At 45.9% G+C, this 20,236-nt stretch carries 18 protein-coding genes, 1 tRNA gene and 1 CRISPR repeat array; of the genes, 17 read left to right on the top strand and 2 right to left on the bottom strand.

Features of this window, described 5'->3' with window-relative positions:
- Positions 1–55 precede the first annotated feature (55 nt).
- The 3 genes from I8U27_RS00515 to I8U27_RS00505 are packed head-to-tail and all read left to right on the top strand — an operon-like array spanning position 56 to position 4,096.
- The gene (locus tag I8U27_RS00515; RefSeq protein WP_181750436.1) at positions 56–1,216 is read left to right on the top strand and encodes a cysteine desulfurase family protein; all 1,161 of its coding nucleotides are present in this window, start codon (positions 56–58) and stop codon (positions 1,214–1,216) included.
- Positions 1,216–2,415: a tRNA uracil 4-sulfurtransferase ThiI gene (thiI, locus tag I8U27_RS00510; RefSeq protein ID WP_181750437.1), complete on the top strand. Its 1,200-nt coding sequence runs from the start codon at positions 1,216–1,218 to the stop codon at positions 2,413–2,415. Before I8U27_RS00515 ends, thiI begins: the two co-directional genes overlap by 1 nt.
- Before the next feature lie 28 nt (positions 2,416–2,443).
- The gene (locus I8U27_RS00505; protein ID WP_232345165.1) at positions 2,444–4,096 is read left to right on the top strand and encodes a M20/M25/M40 family metallo-hydrolase; all 1,653 of its coding nucleotides are present in this window, start codon (positions 2,444–2,446) and stop codon (positions 4,094–4,096) included.
- On the opposite strand, the gene I8U27_RS00500 is transcribed toward I8U27_RS00505, so the two are convergent.
- Positions 4,029–4,367 (bottom strand): 4a-hydroxytetrahydrobiopterin dehydratase, encoded by a 339-nt coding sequence (locus I8U27_RS00500; RefSeq protein WP_181750438.1) that lies wholly within the window; start codon positions 4,365–4,367, stop codon positions 4,029–4,031. The genes I8U27_RS00505 and I8U27_RS00500 overlap by 68 nt on opposite strands.
- Before the next feature lie 125 nt (positions 4,368–4,492).
- On the opposite strand from I8U27_RS00500, the gene I8U27_RS00495 reads away from it, so the two are divergent.
- Positions 4,493–5,167: a TerC family protein gene (locus I8U27_RS00495; RefSeq protein ID WP_181750439.1), complete on the top strand. Its 675-nt coding sequence runs from the start codon at positions 4,493–4,495 to the stop codon at positions 5,165–5,167.
- An 87-nt stretch (positions 5,168–5,254) separates the two neighbouring features.
- On the opposite strand, the gene I8U27_RS00490 is transcribed toward I8U27_RS00495, so the two are convergent.
- Positions 5,255–5,329 (bottom strand) — tRNA-Gln (locus tag I8U27_RS00490).
- Positions 5,330–5,718: 389 nt separating this feature from the next.
- On the opposite strand from I8U27_RS00490, the gene I8U27_RS00485 reads away from it, so the two are divergent.
- The 13 genes from I8U27_RS00485 to cas3 all read left to right on the top strand — a co-directional run bounded on the left by I8U27_RS00485 (position 5,719) and on the right by cas3 (position 20,229).
- Positions 5,719–6,450 carry a GntR family transcriptional regulator gene (locus tag I8U27_RS00485; RefSeq protein ID WP_181750440.1) on the top strand — a complete coding sequence of 244 codons (732 nt, stop codon included), beginning with the start codon at positions 5,719–5,721 and terminating at the stop codon, positions 6,448–6,450.
- 529 nt (positions 6,451–6,979) lie between these two features.
- Complete coding sequence (locus tag I8U27_RS00480) at positions 6,980–7,924, top strand: GNAT family N-acetyltransferase (RefSeq protein WP_181750441.1); 945 nt, start codon at positions 6,980–6,982, stop codon at positions 7,922–7,924.
- A 27-nt stretch (positions 7,925–7,951) separates the two neighbouring features.
- On the top strand, positions 7,952–8,668 hold the full coding sequence (locus I8U27_RS20880) for an ABC transporter substrate-binding protein (protein ID WP_181750442.1): 717 nt from the start codon (positions 7,952–7,954) through the stop codon (positions 8,666–8,668).
- Entirely contained in the window at positions 8,665–9,249 is a 585-nt protein-coding gene (locus I8U27_RS20875; protein ID WP_181750443.1) for an extracellular solute-binding protein, read from the top strand. The genes I8U27_RS20880 and I8U27_RS20875 overlap by 4 nt, the downstream gene beginning before the upstream one ends.
- Positions 9,250–9,313: 64 nt before the next feature.
- Positions 9,314–10,231 (top strand): carbohydrate ABC transporter permease, encoded by a 918-nt coding sequence (locus I8U27_RS00465; protein WP_198065814.1) that lies wholly within the window; start codon positions 9,314–9,316, stop codon positions 10,229–10,231.
- A 34-nt stretch (positions 10,232–10,265) separates the two neighbouring features.
- Positions 10,266–11,138, top strand: a complete 873-nt coding sequence (locus I8U27_RS00460) for a carbohydrate ABC transporter permease (RefSeq protein ID WP_181750444.1) — start codon at positions 10,266–10,268, stop codon at positions 11,136–11,138.
- Between the two features lie 31 nt (positions 11,139–11,169).
- Entirely contained in the window at positions 11,170–11,406 is a 237-nt protein-coding gene (locus tag I8U27_RS00455; protein WP_181750445.1) for a discoidin/SUN/FTP domain-containing protein, read from the top strand.
- Between the two features lie 38 nt (positions 11,407–11,444).
- Positions 11,445–12,155 carry a PIG-L deacetylase family protein gene (locus I8U27_RS00450; RefSeq protein WP_181750446.1) on the top strand — a complete coding sequence of 237 codons (711 nt, stop codon included), beginning with the start codon at positions 11,445–11,447 and terminating at the stop codon, positions 12,153–12,155.
- Between the two features lie 122 nt (positions 12,156–12,277).
- Positions 12,278–12,986: a CRISPR direct-repeat array (repeat unit 31 nt; unit sequence CTTTCAATTCCACTATGGATTCAATTAAAAC).
- 750 nt (positions 12,987–13,736) lie between these two features.
- On the top strand, positions 13,737–14,357 hold the full coding sequence (gene cas6 / locus I8U27_RS00445) for a CRISPR-associated endoribonuclease Cas6 (RefSeq protein WP_181750447.1): 621 nt from the start codon (positions 13,737–13,739) through the stop codon (positions 14,355–14,357).
- Entirely contained in the window at positions 14,354–16,045 is a 1,692-nt protein-coding gene (locus tag I8U27_RS00440; RefSeq protein WP_181750448.1) for a hypothetical protein, read from the top strand. Before cas6 ends, I8U27_RS00440 begins: the two co-directional genes overlap by 4 nt.
- A 1-nt stretch (position 16,046) precedes the next feature.
- On the top strand, positions 16,047–16,973 hold the full coding sequence (cas7i, locus tag I8U27_RS00435) for a type I-B CRISPR-associated protein Cas7/Cst2/DevR (protein ID WP_181750449.1): 927 nt from the start codon (positions 16,047–16,049) through the stop codon (positions 16,971–16,973).
- A gap of 1 nt (position 16,974) precedes the next feature.
- Positions 16,975–17,649, top strand: a complete 675-nt coding sequence (gene cas5 / locus I8U27_RS00430) for a CRISPR-associated protein Cas5 (RefSeq protein WP_181750450.1) — start codon at positions 16,975–16,977, stop codon at positions 17,647–17,649.
- Between the two features lie 6 nt (positions 17,650–17,655).
- Positions 17,656–20,229 (top strand): CRISPR-associated helicase Cas3', encoded by a 2,574-nt coding sequence (gene cas3, locus I8U27_RS00425; protein ID WP_181750451.1) that lies wholly within the window; start codon positions 17,656–17,658, stop codon positions 20,227–20,229.
- Positions 20,230–20,236 lie beyond the last annotated feature (7 nt).

Here is a 20,236-nt window from a genome sequence, read left to right as displayed (position 1 = left end):
TTGTTTTATGTTAGAATGGTGAAGTTATTGATGAGAAGAAAGGGGGCAGACAGGCTTGATCTACTTGGATAATAGTGCGACAACACCAACCGATCCGGAAGTGATCGAGGTGATGAGTGATGTCATGAAACAGGTATACGGGAACCCTTCCTCTTTGCACGGACTGGGGATGAAAGCTGAGCGCCTTGTCGAACAAGCGCGCAAAGTGGTTGCCCAAACCCTCGGATGTACCCCGCATGAAATTATTTTCACTTCGGGTGGAACCGAAGCGAATAACCTGGCGATCAAAGGAGTTGCTGAGCGCAATCCGGAGCGGAAAAAACATCTGATCACAACAGAGGCAGAGCATGCTTCAGTTTATGAGGTGTTTCAACAGTTAAAGAAAAGGGGCTGTCAGGTTACCTATCTTCCTGTTGACTCACTTGGCAGAGTCGATCCGGAAGAGGTTGAAAAGGCGATTACAGAGGAAACCGTACTCGTTTCCGTCCTGCATGTCAATAACGAAGTGGGTACAATCCAACCGATCGAAGAAATTGGACGGCGCCTGAAAAAATATCCTAAAGTAACCTTCCATGTGGATGCGGTGCAGTCATTTGCCAAAATTCCCCTGTTGCCCGCGCAGGCCCACGTTGACCTGCTTTCCCTCTCTGCCCATAAATTTCATGGCCCCAAAGGAGTCGGCGCCCTTTACAAGCGTAAAAATATCACTCTCGCTCCATTGCTGGCCGGAGGGGGGCAAGAAGGCGGAATCCGCTCAGGTACATATAACGTGCCGGGAATTGCCGGTTTGGCCAAAGCTATCGTGCTGGCACAGCAGAAACGCTCACAGTTTTTGCAGAACTGTGAGGTCTGGAAAGAGACTTTGCTGGCGAGACTAAAGGACTCACTCCATCCGATGCGCGCCAATGGGGATCTGACACCTGAAGGGGGCGCTCCCTATATTGTCAATCTGTCTTTTGCCGGCTTAAAATCGGAGGTACTCGTGCATGCTTTAGAGAAGGAGAATCTGTTTGTATCCAGTAAATCTGCTTGTTCATCAAGAGCCGAAGTACCAAGCCGGGTGTTAAAAGCGATGGGTTTAAATAACGACGAAGCGGTTAGTTCCATTCGCATCAGTATGGGCTTTCAGACCAAGGCGGCAGATATTGACCATTGTGCAGATGTGTTACTTCGTGTGGTTCCGCAATACCAACAGGTAATGAAGGTGCGTAAATGATGAAAAGCAATTGTATTTTGCTCCGTTATGGAGAACTGGCCTTAAAAGGGAAAAATAAAGCAGACTTTGAAGACAGGCTCGTTAATAATATACGCGCGAAGCTGGAAAAATTCACAGGAGTTTCCGTAACCAAAATGCGTGGCCGGATCTTTGTCGAATTTAATGATCAGGCGATTGAACCGATGATTCAGGAACTCTCCGAAGTATTTGGCCTGGTCGGATTTAGTCCGGCTGTTCGTCTTGACTCAGAGATTGAGTTGATCCAGAAAGCTGCTCTTGAACTTGCTGAAAGCCAGGGGCCCGAGGTGCGGACATTTAAAGTAAACAGCAAACGGGCGGATAAACGGTTTCCGATTGGGTCTCAGGAGATGAACCGTCGCATCGGCGGATATATTTTGGCTCACTCCCCACAGTTAAAAGTGGATGTGCACAATCCTGATCTGATTGTGCATGTTGAAGTGAGAGGAAAGTATTCTTATGTATACGGTAACGATATCCCGGGGCCCGGCGGTTTGCCGGTCGGTTCCAGCGGACGGGTCATGCTTCTCTTGTCCGGTGGGATTGACAGCCCGGTTGCAGGTTATCTGGCTTTAAAACGAGGGGTGGAACTTCAGGCGGTCCACTTCCACAGCTATCCGTTTACCAGTGAGCGGGCGAAGCAAAAAGTGATTGACCTGGCGCAAATTCTCACCCGCTTCGGGGGGCGGATTCGCCTTCATGTGGTGCCGTTTACCGAAATTCAAACAGAGATTAACAAACATTGTTATGAGTCCTATTCAATTACGGTGATGCGTAGAATAATGTTACGAATCTCTCAAGAGCTGGCCAGAAAACACAAAGCCCTGGCCCTGGTAACAGGAGAGAGCCTGGGACAAGTGGCCAGCCAGACACTGGAAAGCATGAATGCGATTAATGAAGTGGTGCAAATTCCCGTGCTCAGGCCGGTTATCGGTATGGACAAACAGGAAATCATGGCGATTGCAAAGCGAATTGGCACTTATGAAACTTCGATTCTCCCTTATGAAGATTGTTGCACGGTCTTTTTGCCGAAAGCGCCAAAAACAAAACCGGATCGGGAAGTGGCGGCCAGGCAGGAGGCGAAACTGGATACTGCGCGTTTAATTCGGGAAGCTGTGGAAGGTACAGAGATCATTGATCTATCTCCGGATCGGAATGAAGAGGAATTCTCTTATTTCTAATGTCACAATGGGATGAGGAGGGTCCAGGTTGATTCGATTTCAAGAAGAAGTCATGCAGCTGACGAAACTACTTGTTCAGCACCCGAGCATTGTCGGGACGATTGGGGAACGGGACATGGCCTATCAAATTTATGAGATCCTTCAGCAATTCCCCTATTTTAAAGAGCATCCCCATGATCTGAAACTCCTGCCTACCCGTCAGGATGAGCATGAACGGTACAATGTGCTGGCGCTGGTCAAAGGTGCCAACCCGATGAATAATGAAACGGTCATCCTCATGGGGCATATGGATACGGTGGGTGTAGAAGACTATGGAAAATGGAAACGATATGCTTTTTTCCCCGATGAGTTGGTTGATCTGTGGAAAAAAAGCCGGATTCCCGCATCGGTCAGAGCAGATATTGCATCCGGGAACTGGTTAGGGGGACGCGGGATCGTGGATATGAAAAGCGGAGTGGCGAGCCACCTTGCGATTCTGCGCTATTTTTCCGATCACCGCGACGAGCTGGACGGTAACCTTCTGCTGGCGATCACCTGTGATGAAGAAAATAATTCACGCGGTATTTTATCGGCGCTGGCTGATATAGATCAATTTGCCCGGGAAGAGAATTTACAGTTTATCGCCGCGATCAACTCCGATTATACAGCTCCCCGGTATGATGATGACCCTCATCGCTATGTTTATCTGGGGACAGTCGGAAAACTATTGCCCGCTTTTTTTGTGGTGGGAAAAGAAACGCATGTAGGCCAGGCATTTGAAGGGTTTGATCCTAATCTGCTGGTTTCGGAACTGACCTCCCGCCTGGATTACAATACCGATCTTTGTGATGAAATGTTTGGTGAAGTAACATTGCCCCCCGTATCACTCAAGCAGACGGATTTGAAGCCGCATTACGATGTACAAACGCCCCGGACAGCCTTTGTCTATTATAATGTTTTCGTGCACAGCTGGTCCCCCCAGGATGTTCTGCAAAGATTGAAGGAGACGGCCACCACAGCGTTTGAAGTAGCGATCTCCAAGTTTCAGACCCGCTACCGCTGTTACTGCGAATTGAGCGGCCATCCCTACCAGCCGATTGAGGTTGAACCGCGGGTGTATACGTATGACGAGTTTTATCAGCGTTGCCGGGAACAGTTTGGGACGGAGTTTGAACAAAAGATGCTTCAATTCTCCATGAATGTGCTCAATGAAGAAAACCTGGATCTCCGCAATTATTCCCGGCGTCTGGTTGAAGAATTGTGGGAATGGGGAGGAGACTCAGAACCGGCAATCATTTTGTTTTATGCCTCCTCTTACATTCCGAGAGTGGTTCTTTCCGAAGCGGACCACAGAGATAACCGCTTGATCGAGGCTGTCAACCAGGGAGTGAATGAGATTCAGCCCAACTGTGAACAGCCGATACAGGTGCGAAAGTTTTTCCCCTATATCTCAGATATGAGCTTTGTGGCGATCAGCGATGACGAAAAAGATATGCAAGCGTTTGAAAAAAATATGCCCGCATGGGGCATGAAGCAGCAGATGGATATGGAAGCGATCCGTAAGCTGGATGTACCGGTCATCAATATCGGACCTTATGGCAAAGGGGCACACAAGCAGTGGGAACGGGTGGAAATCACTTACTCCATGGAGATTGTCCCCAATTTGACGGTGTCAGTGATTCGCCATCTGTTCCGGTCATAAGCCGTTTCCGGGTTTCTATTTGTCTGGCGAGGGTAAAGTCTTTGTAAGTGATGCCCCCGGAATCATGGGTGGTTGAAGAGACCGTAACGACACAGTAACCGATATGAAGATCGGGATGATGGTTTAGCTTCTCCGCTTGTTCGGCCACTTGTTGGACAAACCGGATCCCGTCCATATAAGTAGAAAAACGGAATGTTTTGGTGATCGCGTCTTTTTCCCGCTGCCACCCCGGCAATTGGGATAGCTGTTCGGTAATCTGTTCATCAGTCATGTTGTTCCCGCCTTTTGCAATTGGTTATTTTTAAGGAGCACTTTATCAAGTGGGAGCTTCTTCTATGTTATCGTAAAAAAGTGAGGTTTTGCGAGTCCGTTTTAGTATGAAAAAGGGGTTATAGCATGGATACACACTTTTGGATCGGCTTTTTTAACATCATCATCCTGGATATCATTCTCAGTGGGGATAATGCTGTGGTGATTGGCATGGCAGCCCGCAACCTGCCCCCAAACCAGCGGAAAAAAGCAATATTATTTGGTGCCGGAGCGGCAGTTCTCTTAAGGGCCTCCTTAACAGCTATCGCTACATACTTGTTGAAGATTCCTCTCTTGATGACCCTTGGCGGCATGTTGCTCTTGTGGATTGCAGTAAAGCTGCTTTTGGAGGAAGAAGAAAATACGCATGTTTCTACAGGTAAAAGCATGCGCAGCGCCATTAAAACCATTGTTGTGGCCGATGTGGTAATGAGCCTTGATAATGTGCTGGCAGTGGCCGGAGCGGCACATGGGAATATTTTTCTCGTCCTGTTCGGATTGGCGCTCAGCATTCCAATCATCATGTGGGGCAGCAGATTGATTGCCACCCTGTTGAATAAGCTGCCCTGGCTTGTATATATCGGTTCAGCCATCCTCGGCTATACTGCCGGCCAGCTTATTGTAGAAGATCCTATCATAGAGAAGTATCTTTTGCATGGACAGGATACTCTGGTAACTGCGATCCCGATTGTATTGGCCATCGTGGTTGTCGTTGTCGGGGTTGCATTAAAAAAGAGTATAGCCAACCAAAAAACAGCTTAACTCAAAAAAGCGGCTTCCCCGTGCGAAGCTGCTTTTTTATAATAAAATATCCCGGCCGGAGACCGGGTTCAATTATTCAGGGGGTTTTGGCTGGGGAGGCAGGACTCGAACCTACGCATCACGGAGTCAAAGTCCGTTGCCTTACCGCTTGGCTACTCCCCATCGGCTTGCATTTTTATTATGTGAGCAATTGCAAAAAATATACGGATAGAAAGTTCTGAACCATGGTATCATTCACGTCCTTCCACCTGTTCTACAATGTTCCACCCCCCGGTTTTTGATCCTCCTCCATCAATCCCGGCATGAATAGCCATTTCCCTAATTTGTCTCTCCTTTAAATATACTCAAATGTTTCTATGATTATTGCTGGGGTGTAACAAATTATGATTTTTAAACAAGGAGGGATTTAATGAAAAGTTGACGAAGATTATTTAGATATATAGTTGTCTATCATTCTGTTATTGAAAAGAAAGATTGAAAGGTGGAGATAACCTCCTGAACCCCTGTACAAATTCAGTCTTTGGAAGTGTGAAAGAGAGGAATTATTCTTCATGAAACCTGTATTAAACAAAAATATTCCAATCCCCCTTTACTATCAGCTGAAACAATGGTTGACCGAGCAGATTGAACGTGGAGAGTTACGGCCGGGAGATGCTATTCCCTCTGAACGAGAATTGAGTGAACAATTTGAAATCAGCCGGATGACGGTTCGCCAGGCTCTGCTGGAACTGGTTAACGAAGGGAAACTTGTGCGGGAAAAAGGAAAAGGAACCTTTGTGGCCGAGCCGAAGATTAATCAGGGATTGTTGAAGTTGACCAGTTTTAGTGAAGATATGAGGAGCCGGGGAATGAAGCCCGGAGCACGCCTGATCCACGTCAATGTTGAAGATGTGACTCCCAAGCTGGAGGACACGTTGCAAATTAAAGGCGGTTCCATTATCTCAATCACCCGGTTGCGCTTAGCTGATGATAAACCGATGGCCATTGAAACTTCTCATTTGCCGCTCTCACAATTTCCCGAACTCAGACAGCAGGATCTTCATGATCAGTCGTTGTATCAGTTTTTGGAACACTATTACGGAATTACGATTTCCTATGCTTCACAGACTATTGAGGTGGGGATGCCGTCGCCGCGGGAGAGGGAGCTTTTACAGATCAGAGAGGGCGTGCCGGTGCTGCGGACCGAGCGAATCACTTATGACGAAAACCGCTCGCCCATCGAATTTGTCCAATCCTCCTATCGAGGTGACCGTTACAAGCTCTATGCTGAATTGGTGCGCTGATGCAAAGGGAGTTCCTAAAAAAGCAGAAAAGCTTTCCCCAACATTCAAAGTACAGTATACAGTATAAAGTACAGATGCCAATGTTCATAACCGTCGATCTCACAGAAAACCCTCATGACTGGCCGTCACAACCTTGGGATGAAAGTTTGAATAATGCGGGGGGAGCAGAAATCCGGGGAGAGGCCTTTTTGAGGCCGACCGAGCGGAAAATCGGAATAAGGGAAAAAGGGAGCAAACTCTTCTTTGCCCCCCGCTTCCCTGCCTAATACCTGCTCCCCTTGTAGTGCAGTTTTTGGATCGGCCACTTTTGCTTCCTCGCAGGGCGCCAATCGGGAGCGAGACAGAATTCTGCCTTCCCCACACTGACACACACTCTCACAGAAAATGCAGGGTTTTGCGGCCGCATATTTTCTTGCAAAATTCGACACCAACCCTCCCGGATTTGTGTAAGCGGTTTCCCTTCCTTTTTTCTGTAACAGTATCCAAAAAGGTGAAAAAGACAAGCAAAAAGAGGAGGGAGTATACGGGAATGGAGTACAGACATTACTTGCCATCAGATGAAATTGAAATCGTTCGCCTATGGAACCGGTGTTTGCCCAGGGACCCCATTACACCGAAGCGGTTTCGCAATCTTGTCCTGTTGGACGCCAATTTCGATCCGGAAGGGCTTCGCCTGGCATTTGATGGGGAGCAGCTTATTGGATGTGTTTATGCAGTTCGCCGGTGCCTCCCCATGCACGGAACCAATTTGGAACCGGAAAACGGATGGATTCCTTTCTTCTTTGTCGCCGAATCCTATCGGAACCAGGGAGTAGGGAAACAACTTTTCAACGAGGCTTTTCAATTTCTGCATAAGGCCGGCCGAAAACAGGTATTTTTCGCTTCCTACGCTCCCAACTACATTTTGCCCGGAATGGATAAAGAGGCGTATCCGGATGGTTATTCCTTTTTACAAAAGCTTGGCTTCCGTGTGCAATACTCCCCGGTCGCGATGGACCGCTCGCTTGTCGGGTTTATGATCCCGGAAGAAGTGAAGGCGTTAAAGGACAGGCGAATCAAGGAAGGTTACACGTTTGAACAGGTAAGGGACGGTGACCTGTACCGATTGATCCGGTTTGCTACGGAAGTATTTAACCCGGATTGGGGACGGGCGATTCGTGAAGGAATCTTGCAGGGATTGCCCTTGGAACGCATTCGGGTGGCAAAGCACCAGAATCAAATTGTCGGCTTTTGCCTGTACGGCGGCTATGAAGGAGTGCCGGAGCGTTTCGGTCCCTTTGGGGTCGACCCCGGGCAGCAGGGAAAAGGGCTGGGCAAAATTTTGCTCACTGACGCTCTGGCAGCCATGCGGGCGGAAGGATTGCATGGGGCCTGGTTTTTGTGGACCGGCGAAGAAAGCCCGGCGGGTTATTTATACAAAAAGACCGGTTTTCACTTTACGCGCCAATTCCATGTGATGCGTAAAAGGTTATAAAGTCCATTTTCTCAAGGGGGAATCGCGGTGAGATTACTGAAGAGGAAAGTAACCGCCGTCTTGTTATCAGCCGCACTCGTGACGGGACTTGCAGGTTGCGGACCGTCAGCTGATCAAGGGGATTCTTCGGTTGTCCAGTTAACGTTGCAGACTCATTATTCCCTGCAACAGGAACAAGAATTGAAAAAGTACATTGACAAATGGAACAAAAATCATCCCAATATTCAGGTTAAACACAAATTTGTGGACTTTGCCCAGTTACTGCCTACAATTATGGCCAAACAGACAACAGGACAACAAGCAGATATTCTCCATGTGTACTCGTTATGGGGTGGCCAGCTGGCCAAAGGGAACGTGCTGGCTGAACCGACTGCAGAGGTGAAAAAAGATATCGAAGCCTCATATCCCGCTGCTGCCGTCAACGGGGCGACGGTAAACGGGAAGCTGTTGGGGTATCCAACCGAGGTGCAAACATACGGTCTCTATTATAACAAAAAATTGCTGCAAGAAGAAGGCTACTCAGCCCCGCCCAAAACATGGGATGAACTGTATCAAATGGCTAAAAAGATCACGAAGCGTGATACATCCGGAAAAGTACTGGTAGAAGGCTATGGACCACCGATGGGAGAAAGTTTCCAGGAAACCGCTGTTGTCCACCCTTACCTGTCACTCTTGTATGCTGCGAGGGCCAGTTTATCAGCAAAGATGGAAAAAAAGCAGAACTTAACTCACCGATTGCCTTGAAAACGCTACAATTTCAGGAAAAGCTGATAAAGGAAGAAGTGACTGATACCAGTTTCAATGTCCTGAAAGGATTCCCTTCCGAGAAAGTGGCCATGACGATCAACGCCGGCTGGTGGAACGGGTCTCTCAAAGCAACGATGAAGGATAAGTACAAAAACATCGGTGTCGCCCCGATTCCATCCCCTGATGGCAAGGGGCAGGGTTCCATTTCCTATTCCTTCTTCTACGGAGTGAGCAAAAAGTCCAGGCATCAGAAAGAAGCCTGGGAGTTTTTGAAATGGCTCAATTCAGAAGCGCAGGAAAACGGTGCGACAGCAGAAGGAAATTTCCTTGTTTCCCAGGGAATCATTCCGGCACGCAACTCCGACATCAAAGCGATGGACAAAGAACTGTCCAACCCAAACAATCAACCGTTTATCGACGCGCTGAAATATGCGGTTCCGGAACCGAACATCGAGCAAGGACAGAAGGTCAAGACGATTCTCATGAAAAATATTGAAAGCGTGTGGAGCGGTCAGATCACACCAGAACAGGCGCTTCAATCCTCAACGGAGGAGATTACGCAAACATTGAACCAATAACCGGGAAGCTGTCGGGGGACCCCGGTGATCCCCCGTCTCTTTCCCGGCGAAGTGGGGTGCCGAAATGGAAGCTACTGAACAACCACAGGCAGCACCGCTTTCCCCGGCGGTAAAACACGGGTCGAAACGGTCGAAGAAACACCGGAAAACGGTGCTCGGGTACCTTTTTCTGTCGCCGACGCTGCTTTTTTTTCTTATCTTCTTTGCCATCCCGCTCGCCTTTTCATTTTATTTAAGTTTTACGGAATGGAGCGGGTTTGATTTAAGTGCAATTCAGTGGGTTGGCTTAAAAAATTACCAGAAGGTTTTGTCACCGGATCAACCATTTTTACATCCTGTTTTGACCAATACACTGGTTTTCGCTGTTGGATCGGTTCTGTTATCATTTGCGGCTGCCGTGATGTTTGCTTATATGATCACCAGGCTCCGCTTTGAAGGGTTTTGGCGCACCTTATACTTTTTTCCAATGGTGACGACGGTGGTTGCAGTGGGAAACGTGTGGAAGTACATGTATGATCCGCACAGCGGAATGATCAACGGGCTTTTGGGGGGATTGGGACTGCCGCCAATCCGGTTTCTGAATGACCCGGATACGGCTTTGTCTTCCATTATCGTTGTCTCCGCATGGGCCGGAATCGGCTCCGCTGTCTTAATTCTCACCGCCGGACTGAAGGCGATTCCCGAATCGTACTATGAAGCCGCTGTGCTGGAAGGAGCCAATGCAACCAGGCTTTTCTGGTATATTACCTTGCCCTTGCTCCGTCCATCCATGCTCTTTGTCCTGATTACCGGATTTATCTCCGGATTGCAATCCTTCACCCTGACCATGGTGATGACGGGCGACGGGGGCCTGGGAATGCGACCAATGTCGGAGCATTGGAGATGTACAAACAAGCCTTCAGCTTCAGTGAATGGGGGATGGCCAGTGCGCTGGCATTTGTACTCTTTGTTATCGTCTTTATCATTACCATCATCCAACTGATCATCTTTCGGCGGGGAGGAGTGGAAAGCTACTGATGAAACCTCGATTTCCGTGGTTTTCGTACCTGGTTGTAGCGCTCGGGAGCATCATGATGATCCTGCCCTTTTTGGAGATGGTTTTCGGTTCGTTTAAAGGTCCCGATGAAATCAACTCTGCCGATTATCAATTGCTCCCAAATTCTTTCGATTTCCACAATTATGCGGAAGTTTTTGAAACCCTGAACATGGGCCTTCTCTTTAAAAACAGCATAATCGTCGCAGTAAGCGTGACCGTCTGTGTGTTGCTGACCAGCACGCTGGCAGGATACGCGTTGACAAAATTGCATTTTCCCGGTCGTGACACGATCTTTAAGTTTATTTTGGTAACGATGATGTTTCCAGCGTTCCTGTTTTTAATTCCCAACTTCTATATTATAATCCACTTTCCGCTTGCGGGAGGGAACGATCTGTTTGGGGAAGGGGGAAATGGAGGGCTGGCGGCTTCGATTGTCTCGCTGATCCTGCCATTTGCTGTCAGCGGATTTGGCATCTTTTTAATGCGCCAGTTTATCATGAATATTCCCGACGCTCTGCTAGAGGCCGCCCGCATTGACGGTGCTTCGGAGTTCCGCATCTTCTGGCAGATTGTTGTTCCCATCACCACGCCTGCACTGGTCACTCTGGCTATTTTTACCTTTATCAGCCAGTGGAATGAATTTATCTGGGCCATGTTGATCTTCACGGTCAATGATCAGCTGGCAACATTGCCGGTTGGGATTCAGATGCTGCAAATGACCCTCGACCCCACCTTAACGCGGGCCCTGGTCAGTGCGGGTCTGACGATCAGCGTTGTACCTGTTTTTCTTGTCTTCCTCTGTTTGCAGCGGTATTACATCAACGGCATGGTGATGTCCGGCGTGAAAGAATAATAAAACAGATGCAAAAAGGAGGTCCGCGCACATGCCTAAATCCGGTGACGGGAAGAACTGGCGCCCAATCGCCGATCAGTCCAAGGAGCAAAAAACAGAAGGCATCGGGCCCCATGTAGATACCATCTCTCTGGACAATCTTGAAAGTGCCCGATATATCCGCATCTCGATGACAGCCTGTCCCGGCAAATCGGGGGCCAAAGCAGGATCGTCCCAACGGACACCAGATGCATTTTCACTGTGGGAAGTTGAGGTCTATCTAAGATAGTGATCATGAAATAACTACATGAAACGGGAGGAGAAAGCATGGGAACTGACAAAAAATCACACATTCTGGCGATCGGCGGTCACGCGGGAGATATGGATTTGACAGCAGGAGCAGTGATTGCCAAGTACACGCAAGCGGGCCACAAAGCCACTTTTCTGCATCTGACGCCGGGTGAAAAAGGCCATCCCCGCCTCTCGCCGGAGGAGTATGCCAAGCAAAAAATAGAGGAAGCCCGCCGCTTTGCCGAAATCGTCGGGGCTGATGTCCGTTTTCTCGCTTACAAAGACGCTGAATTGCCCGTCAATGAAGAAGTGAAATACCAGGTGGCCGATATCATCCGGGAAGTAAAACCGGATATAATCATCACTCACTGGAAAGGCAGCATCCATAAGGACCATACCAATACTTACCATATTGTTGAAGATGCCCGGTTTTATGCTGCCTTAAAGACGATCCAACGCGACTTACCGGCTCATTTTACCAGGAAACTCTACTATGCGGATAACTGGGAAGATCCGTATGATTTTGAACCCGAGGTGTTTATAGATATCCCCGAGGAAGCCTACGAAACCTGGGTAAAAGCCATGCACTGCTATGCCTATGCCCGGGGCGAAACCTCCGGCTTTCCGTTTATCGAATACTATAAAGCGCTGACCATTGTCAGGGGGGCGCCTGCCGGATTTAAACGGGCCCAGGCCTTCGCCGTTCCAAGGGGAGCACATACCAAGCGGCTATTCTTTTTTGAGTGAGAATAGGACAGCGATCAGACAGGATTTAGAGTTTCTGACATAAATGAACAGAGGTGCCTGTGCAGAGGCACCTCTTCCCATTAAAACGCTTATGAATAGTATAACTGATAAGGTTAAGTTTTCTTTCAATTTCACTATGGATTCAATTAAAACCCTCATAAAGTTTTGGGGAAGGGGTCCCCCTGCCGTGACTTTCAATTCCACTATGGATTCAATTAAAACGTCAAGCGCATCAAAACAAAGAAAGGCCATCCTATCTTTCAATTCCACTATGGATTCAATTAAAACTCAGCTCGACTGTGGGTTCCTCTCCGCTTTCATCCCTTTCAATTCCACTATGGATTCAATTAAAACGAACGAGAAGCACACGGTAGAAACAAGGGATATGACCTTTCAATTCCACTATGGATTCAATTAAAACCCCGTGAACACGCAGAAGCTTCGTAAAATCGTAATGGCTTTCAATTCCACTATGGATTCAATTAAAACGTGACGGGACTTCCAACAGAACAAACCGAAAGTTATCTTTCAATTCCACTATGGATTCAATTAAAACTTTTCCAAGCTGCGTTTGGGTAAATAGTGACTTCGTACCCACTTTCAATTCCACTATGGATTCAATTAAAACGCCGAAGCTTAGACCACCATGAAGAAAAGCGCGACTTTCAATTCCACTATGGATTCAATTAAAACGTCCCTTCCATCTTCCCCGCTGTAATGCCGCCGCCATTCTTTCAATTCCACTATGGATTCAATTAAAACCTCTGAGCGCCCGTAAGCGGGAAGGTGGCGTATAGTTGCTTTCAATTCCACTATGGATTCAATTAAAACGCGGTGAACTGGTAAGGTTAAGGTTAAGGGTCGGGCAGTTGGCGGACTGTCCTTCCCGCTACTCTTATTATTATGACACATTAGAAAAAATGTAAACAGGGGAGATGATGGAAAATGGCTGTTGCCTTTCAATTCCACTATGGATTCAATTAAAACCCTTCAAATAAACCTACTAATACCAACACTTTTCATTTTATTTCATGCCTGTAAAGTCTGTAAACCTCCAATCTTGCAAAAATCCCGGGAGGTTCACAGACTTTTATTCGAAAAAGGGTCTATGCCAATTATTTTTTATACTTCTTAGAAGCAATATATCAAACAAATCCAACATGGATGCAACTCAACATTACTTTATTTTCCTTATCTTTCAATCCCAAAATGAACTTCAATACAAATCAAAAAGTAGTGAACATCTATAGATAATTACAATATAAAACATGATTATACCATAAGTCTAGCTGCAAAAATGGCTTACCCTTTATGTTAAAAAAGATATAAATTGGAAAGCAAAATAGAAAGTACTTGACCCCATAATTGAATTCTGATAAATTTAACTTGTGTCAATAGTAAGTAACATTACTTATTCTTCTTATCGCATATGGAGGTGAAATCATACGTATTTCAGCCAAATTTTACCTCGATCGAGAAGTCAATCTTCCATATGAATTAAACTATCCGCTCAGCAGTTACATCTACCAATGTATCAAACTGGCAGATTTTGAACTTGGAAGCTGGTTACACAACCAGGGATTGGAGTATCGTGGTAAATCATATAAACCCATTGTTTTTTCCCGTTTGCAGTTTGAGACAAGAAAAAATACCGCGACTCATATGGAAGTGAAAGGATTTTGCTCGTTTAAAGCGGATTCGATCCAGCCTGTCCTTATGCAGCGGTTGATTGAAGGAATGTGGAAACTAGGGTATCTGCAATTGCTTGACATAAAGATACCGCTTGTTGATGTAAAGGTGGAAGCAACCGTTTTATTTCAGGAGACGATGTTGTATAAATCGCTCTCACCGATTGTAGTTCCCATACAAGATGGGGACAGGCTGCGCTTTTGCCATCCGTTGGAGAGCAGATTTTATGACTCTGTACGCCAATCGGCAGCCAACTGGTATTACCTTAAGTGGGGAGAAGAGATCCCTTCAGATACTTCGATTCATATCAGTCTCCTGCATCCGGAAAAATTTCAACTCAAAAAAGCGGCTGTGCTCACTAAATATAAAGAGAAAAAGTTGAAAGGGTATCAAATCCCCATCAAAGTACAAGCCCCTCCCAAGGTACAGCAGGTACTCTATGAATCGGGAGCCGGAAGCTACAGTTCACAGGGATTTGGCTGTCTGCAAACTTTGAAGGAGGTGAAAGAGTGAAAGTACTTATACCAAAAACAGGTGATCCATGGACTGATATTGGGATCGTTACGTTTTATCAAGAATTGGAACATATTCAGGACCATGAATTACTGGAATCACTTCATCTGGCACCAGGGCATCTGGAGTTTGAAATTGAGGTCGAATACATAGATGAAGTGAAGCAACTTTTACAAACGCGAATGAAGGATAAATTGAATCGGATCCTTTTACCGCCTGTGGAGCTAAAGCTTCTCAAGCGGAATCAAGAGTGGAGCAAAAAGGATGCTGCCGGATTTCTTAATGAGCGCTTTAAAACTGTGCTAACGGATTCGGAAATTGAGTTTCTGAAAAGTAAAACTGATGAGCATGGAAGGGAGAAACCATTCCTCTCCCATCCACAAAAAAATGTTGAGATGACCAGTATGCGCAATTTCATTGGGATTAAAGGGGATTGGAAGAGGGCTACCAAGACGTATATAGAAGAGATCAATGATTTTTTTGACCAATATCATCCTGGATCGAAAAAGAAAAAAGTTTGTCCTCTATGTGGCCGTTTAGGTGATCCGGCCCATTTCCACCCGATGAATCAGAGCAGAAACGTATTGTTTAATCAACATCACGGAGTGCCGGTGCGTGGCTATAACTCTTCAGTAGCCAAAGAAAAAATGTGCCCGACTTGCAATCTGCTCAATCTGTACAGCACGGTTCAAGTGCACTGGCATCCTTATTTTGTTTCCAATAAACAAGTGACTCACCTGTTGATTCCCGAGTTGAATGACCTGGTTACATTGAACAAGCTATTCAGAAAAGTTGAGGCAAAACTGTACAATCTTTTAAAAGAGACACGTCTGGTCAGCTATCGTACTAACATCGCGGAATTAAAGGTTCAGACACTGTATGTTTCCTTGTTACAGCTCTACTTCTGGATGAACTATGTTCGGGAAGAAGCGGAGTTTCATTATGATCCGCTGGACCCAACCACTCGGCGTTCGATCAAAAACTGGATCATACCGCGATATTCAAAAGGACAAAATGTTATTTTTAAAGACTTCTCCAGAGTAAGTGTAAGGGAGGATATTTTTAACCTTACGAAACGCATTCCTTATGGTCGCAACAAGGTTCAAGAAGGTGATGTTGTTTACGATTTTATCTACCAAATAAGATCAGAAGACCCGCGCCTCATTGACCAGATCGCTGAGGGGATTTTTCGCAAGGATCGCGGAAAGATTGTGGAGGCACTTTTTCAATTATTTAAGCTTTCGTTGCGGAATGATGTGAAAAACTCCATTAGCTATCTTGGGCTTTCTTTCTTTCCTGATTTTTTCACTTATCTTAATGCGGAGGTGGACAAAGTGATCAGTGAACAATTACAGGCTGATTTGCGCTCATTGGGTGCGATAATCGGACAAAATTGCTATGATGATCTTTCCCTGTTAACCAAGCTGAATGCGGCTGCTTCAAAGGAGGCTTTTATCCGTGCGCTAAAAGAGGCGACTTTTAAAATGTACAAAGCCGTACAAGCTTCAAGGAAAGACCGATCTTCTAAAGCCGATGAGCAACTCAATGTGGGGGCGGAAAAGATCAATCACATTTTAAGCCATCTTGATGAAGAAAATATCCTTACTATTCGTGATACAATGATGATTTACGCAAATCTGAGTGCATTCTGGGCAACGAAAAAGAAAAAAGAAAAGGGGGCGGAGTAATATGGTGAAATCGATTGCCTTAACATGGTTGAGCAAAACAGATCTTTCAAACTTGAACTCGGGAGAAGGTGCAGGAAATTTAACCGAGTTAAAAGTATACGATAACGGCCGTAAGCCGTATGTATCCGGGCAAGCGGTGCGCCGCGCATTATTTGATACGATTCAAAGAAGCCACCCCGAACGCTTTCGTTGTTCCCCGGAAACGCCATGTGGAGATGTAGAAAATTGCTGGAGCTGTGACCTGCGCGGCTTCTTGGCACCTGAGGAGAAAAAAGGGGGAACGAGACGCTGGTCTCCTGTTAAAGCTTCTCCGGCTCTGGGGCAGGTAGCCAAAGAGATTGTTAGCGATTTGTTGACACGCCATTCGGATATCACGAAGGAAAATCGCGAAAGCAAAGATATGCGTCTCGCTCATGTGCAAATGATGGATAACATCTATAAATTAAACCTGGTGATCGATACGGAAAACGTAGGCAGAGTGCAAGAGCCAACCATTGTGACCGAGGGAAAAAAGCAAAGAGTGACAGGCTGGCATACGACGGTCCAGGTTTCTGAAGAAGAAAGGATCCTGCGCCTTCACGCGCTGATGGATGGAGTATATCACCTGAGCGGATTTGCCAAACAAGCGCGACAACTCAGCTCTCTGGCACCTGAATGTCTGATCCTTTCATTAAAACAAACTTACAATCAACGGGGATTATCTACAATGGATTTGGATGCAGAAAACCGCATGGATCCCGAGGGGTTGATGCTGTTTTTAAAAGAAGCGAAACACCTTGGAGACCGTATTTGTGTGGGGTGGGCACCGGGCATTGTGTCAAATGAGAAGGAGATCCGCAAAATTTTTGAGCAATACCAGGTACCTGTGTTAAGTGTGTTTGAAGCGATCGAATGGGCAAAAACAGAAATGGGTAAAGAACGGGTCTGATATGGACAGAGTTCTTTCCGCAGATTGCTTCGTACCCGGTTGGTGCTCATTCCGCATTCCGCATAGTATTAACGTACATTTGACTTATCCGGCTCCTCCACCTATGACTATTTATGGCTTGATCGCCAATTCTTTGGGAATGCCACAGGACGATTATTCATTGCGTTCTAAGTTAAAGATCGGAGTCCGCATTTTAAAGCAAGGCGAAACAGTTGAAACTTATACACAATGGATGAAGTGGAATCCGGCAAAAGATTCTATGACCATGTTAGTCACCAGGCAAAAAATGATCCAGCCACACTATCGTTTTTATATCTCGTCTGACAAAGAAAGTTTAACCGCGATCCAACAAGCTCTTGGAAATCCGGCTAGAATCCTTTATCTGGGAGAATCGGATGATATGGTAGAGATCAAGAATATACGGCTACAGGAAGCGAAAGAAGCAGAGTCAACGACGATTCACAGCGCAGTACCCTTTGAAGCTGTTTCAGATTGCATCTCTCCCAGTATCAATGTTTCCGTGTTAAACTGGCCTGTTTCCTTTGATCACCAGGGACGCAACTCGTATTCTGTTCAGTATGAGCTTGTCTATGTTGGCAAGCAAATTGATTTGATCAGTCCCATTCGGTGTTTAAAACTTGTTGAAACTCAAGATCATATTTTATTGGAGAGTTGATCCTGTATGATAAAAGCAAAGCCGTATCATGGTTTGCTCCCGCACTTGGAAGACGCATCCCGCGTCTTTCAAGTTGTCTGGGAACAGAATAAAGAAGTGTATCACCGTTTTTGTCAAAGACATGGTCAAGATACAGATCAAATCTATAAATTTCTTCATCTCGCCGTCTTTCTGCATGATATCGGGAAAGCGAATTCCGTCTGGCAGAAATATCTATTAAGCGACCGGGGAAAGACACATGTGTCACATCCATTGCTTTCTTTTTCGGTGCTCTGGGAACTGTTTACTCAATGGGAAGGTAAATCGTTTTTAAATATCCCTCTGCTGCGTGCAACCTTGACGAGCGTGCTTGCCCATCACCATATGCTTCATGAAAACAGCTATCAGCACATGAGGCAACATCAACCTTTACAGTTGTCCCCTGAAATCGTCAACAACATGATTCAAACCTTTCTGGCCAAAGAACCGCATAAACCTTTTCAACCATTTACTCAAAATCAACTGATCTGGGATGGGCCGACTCTGGCAGGCCGGGTAAAATTGCTCCGGCAGATTGTAGAAAGCCTCCCCAAAATTGAATTGCCCCGGGAAAAAGCACTGCACACTTTCTTTTTAAGCGTGATTTGTCTCTGTGACAATGCATCCAGTGCGGTTAGTGAAGCCAAGAATGAAGAAGGAAATCTGATTGAAGATGAGCCCTCTGTTAATGCTGAAGTCATTCAAGAACTGCGGAGTTCGTGGCTGCCCGATTGCACCTTGCTGGATGTTAGGAATCGTGTTTTTTCATCTCCGAATCAACTGCAACAACTCATTCAAAAACAGATCCATCCTTATATGGTATTGCGCGCAGGCTGTGGTGAAGGAAAGACCGGTGCGGCTCTTCATTTTGCCCGTTACTGGTTATCTCAAAAGCAGGCGAATCGAGTGATCTTTACACTGCCAACCCGGTTTACGGTCAATTCGATGTATGCTGATTTCAAATCACCTCAAGGATACAATATTCCTCAAGATATTCTGGGAATTTATCATTCAGAATCAGGGAAAGTGTTATCTTCTGTACATGATCGTCAAGAAAGTGTTCTGGATGTTCGTTTTCATTCGATTCAAGACCAGACATTCCGCAGTAACTTTTATCATGATCCTGTCACGATTTCAACGGTCGACCACCTTTTGTACAGCCTTCTTCACTCTCATAAATACGCTGACCGCGCATTTGGAAATCTTCAGCAATCGGTTGTCATTTTTGATGAGCTGCATTATTATCAAAGTTTTACCCTGGAAAAAATCGGGGAATGTATGAGATTGTTGAGACAAATGCAAATTCCACACCTGTTGATGTCAGCTACCCTGCCTCAATCGTTCCTGGAAAAGTTAAATAAAATGAATCGTAAGTCTCCATACGTCTGTATCGAGAGTACCGGGAAAACACCGGATCAAAGCAGAGTAAAGATGCCCTTTCAGATCGAAAAAGCATCTGAACCTATCTACGATCCTGAAACAGGAATCAGCCCGAGTGCCAGAAGTTTGATTGAAGAACATCTTCACGTCAGACAGATGATCGTTGTAAATCAAGTCGAAAGGGCAAAAGGGATTGCTGGCGAGTTGCAGCAGCTTTTCCCGGATCACAATATTATTTGTTATCACTCCGAGTTTACCCCGATAGATCGCCAAAATAAAGAGAAGTGTATCAAAGCATTATTTAAGTCAAAGGATAATCGGACAGAACAAGAACATATAGATCTCAAGGAATTTGGTTATCCGGATGAAGATGCAGTGATTTTAGTGACTACGCAAATCTGTGAACTCAGCCTGGATATCAGCTGTGACCTTCAGCTTACCGAACTGGCCCCCATTGATGCCCTTAGCCAGAGAGGCGGAAGATTACATCGAAATGGGGTGGGGTTATCCCAGGAGGATTGCGGGTGTCAGATTTGTAAACAAAGAAATTATTTGCCAGACGATTTCGTCTATCGTCAGGTGATTTTTCCACTTGATGAAGAAAACAAGAATGCAGGCTATCCTTATGTGGACAATCAAGACTGGATTCAACACGAAAATAATCTTCTAAAACGCAGTTGGGAGATTATAGGGGACAAATACACATTTCCTGATGTCAAAGAGTGGGTTGATCAACTCTATCCAGCATTTGAAAGCCTTTCTGATGATGAAATGAGAAGATATATTTACGAAGATGCCGTGTTTGGCAAGCAGCCGAAAGATCGATTTGGGAAAGATTACTCGGCTGATGAGAGCGAAGGTACCTTCCAGGTGCGCCAATCGCAATACCGCACAGTGGATGTAATTCCAGCTTTTTATATGCAACAAATCTTGAGCAAGATTCAGTTACCGGATCGAGAATATCTTACAGCAAAAGATCGTAAGAGGATTATAGATTGTATTCAAGACTATACAGTCCCAATGAAGGTATACAGATTTTCAAATTGTCACAAAAACCACTTGGTGACCTCGGAAACATTAGCTGAAGGGATTGTTCTGTTATTTGTTCATGTCCCATATGATCCACAAGGTGTTGGTTTTCGTTATAAGGAAGAAGCCGAGAAAAATCCTTTTATGATTTAGGAGGGGA

It is taken from the genome of Paenactinomyces guangxiensis (assembly GCF_016055185.1).
Classification (GTDB): domain Bacteria; phylum Bacillota; class Bacilli; order Thermoactinomycetales; family Thermoactinomycetaceae; genus Paenactinomyces; species Paenactinomyces guangxiensis.
Note: the sequence above shows the minus strand (reverse complement) of the source record. Positions and strands in the feature narration are given on the sequence as shown.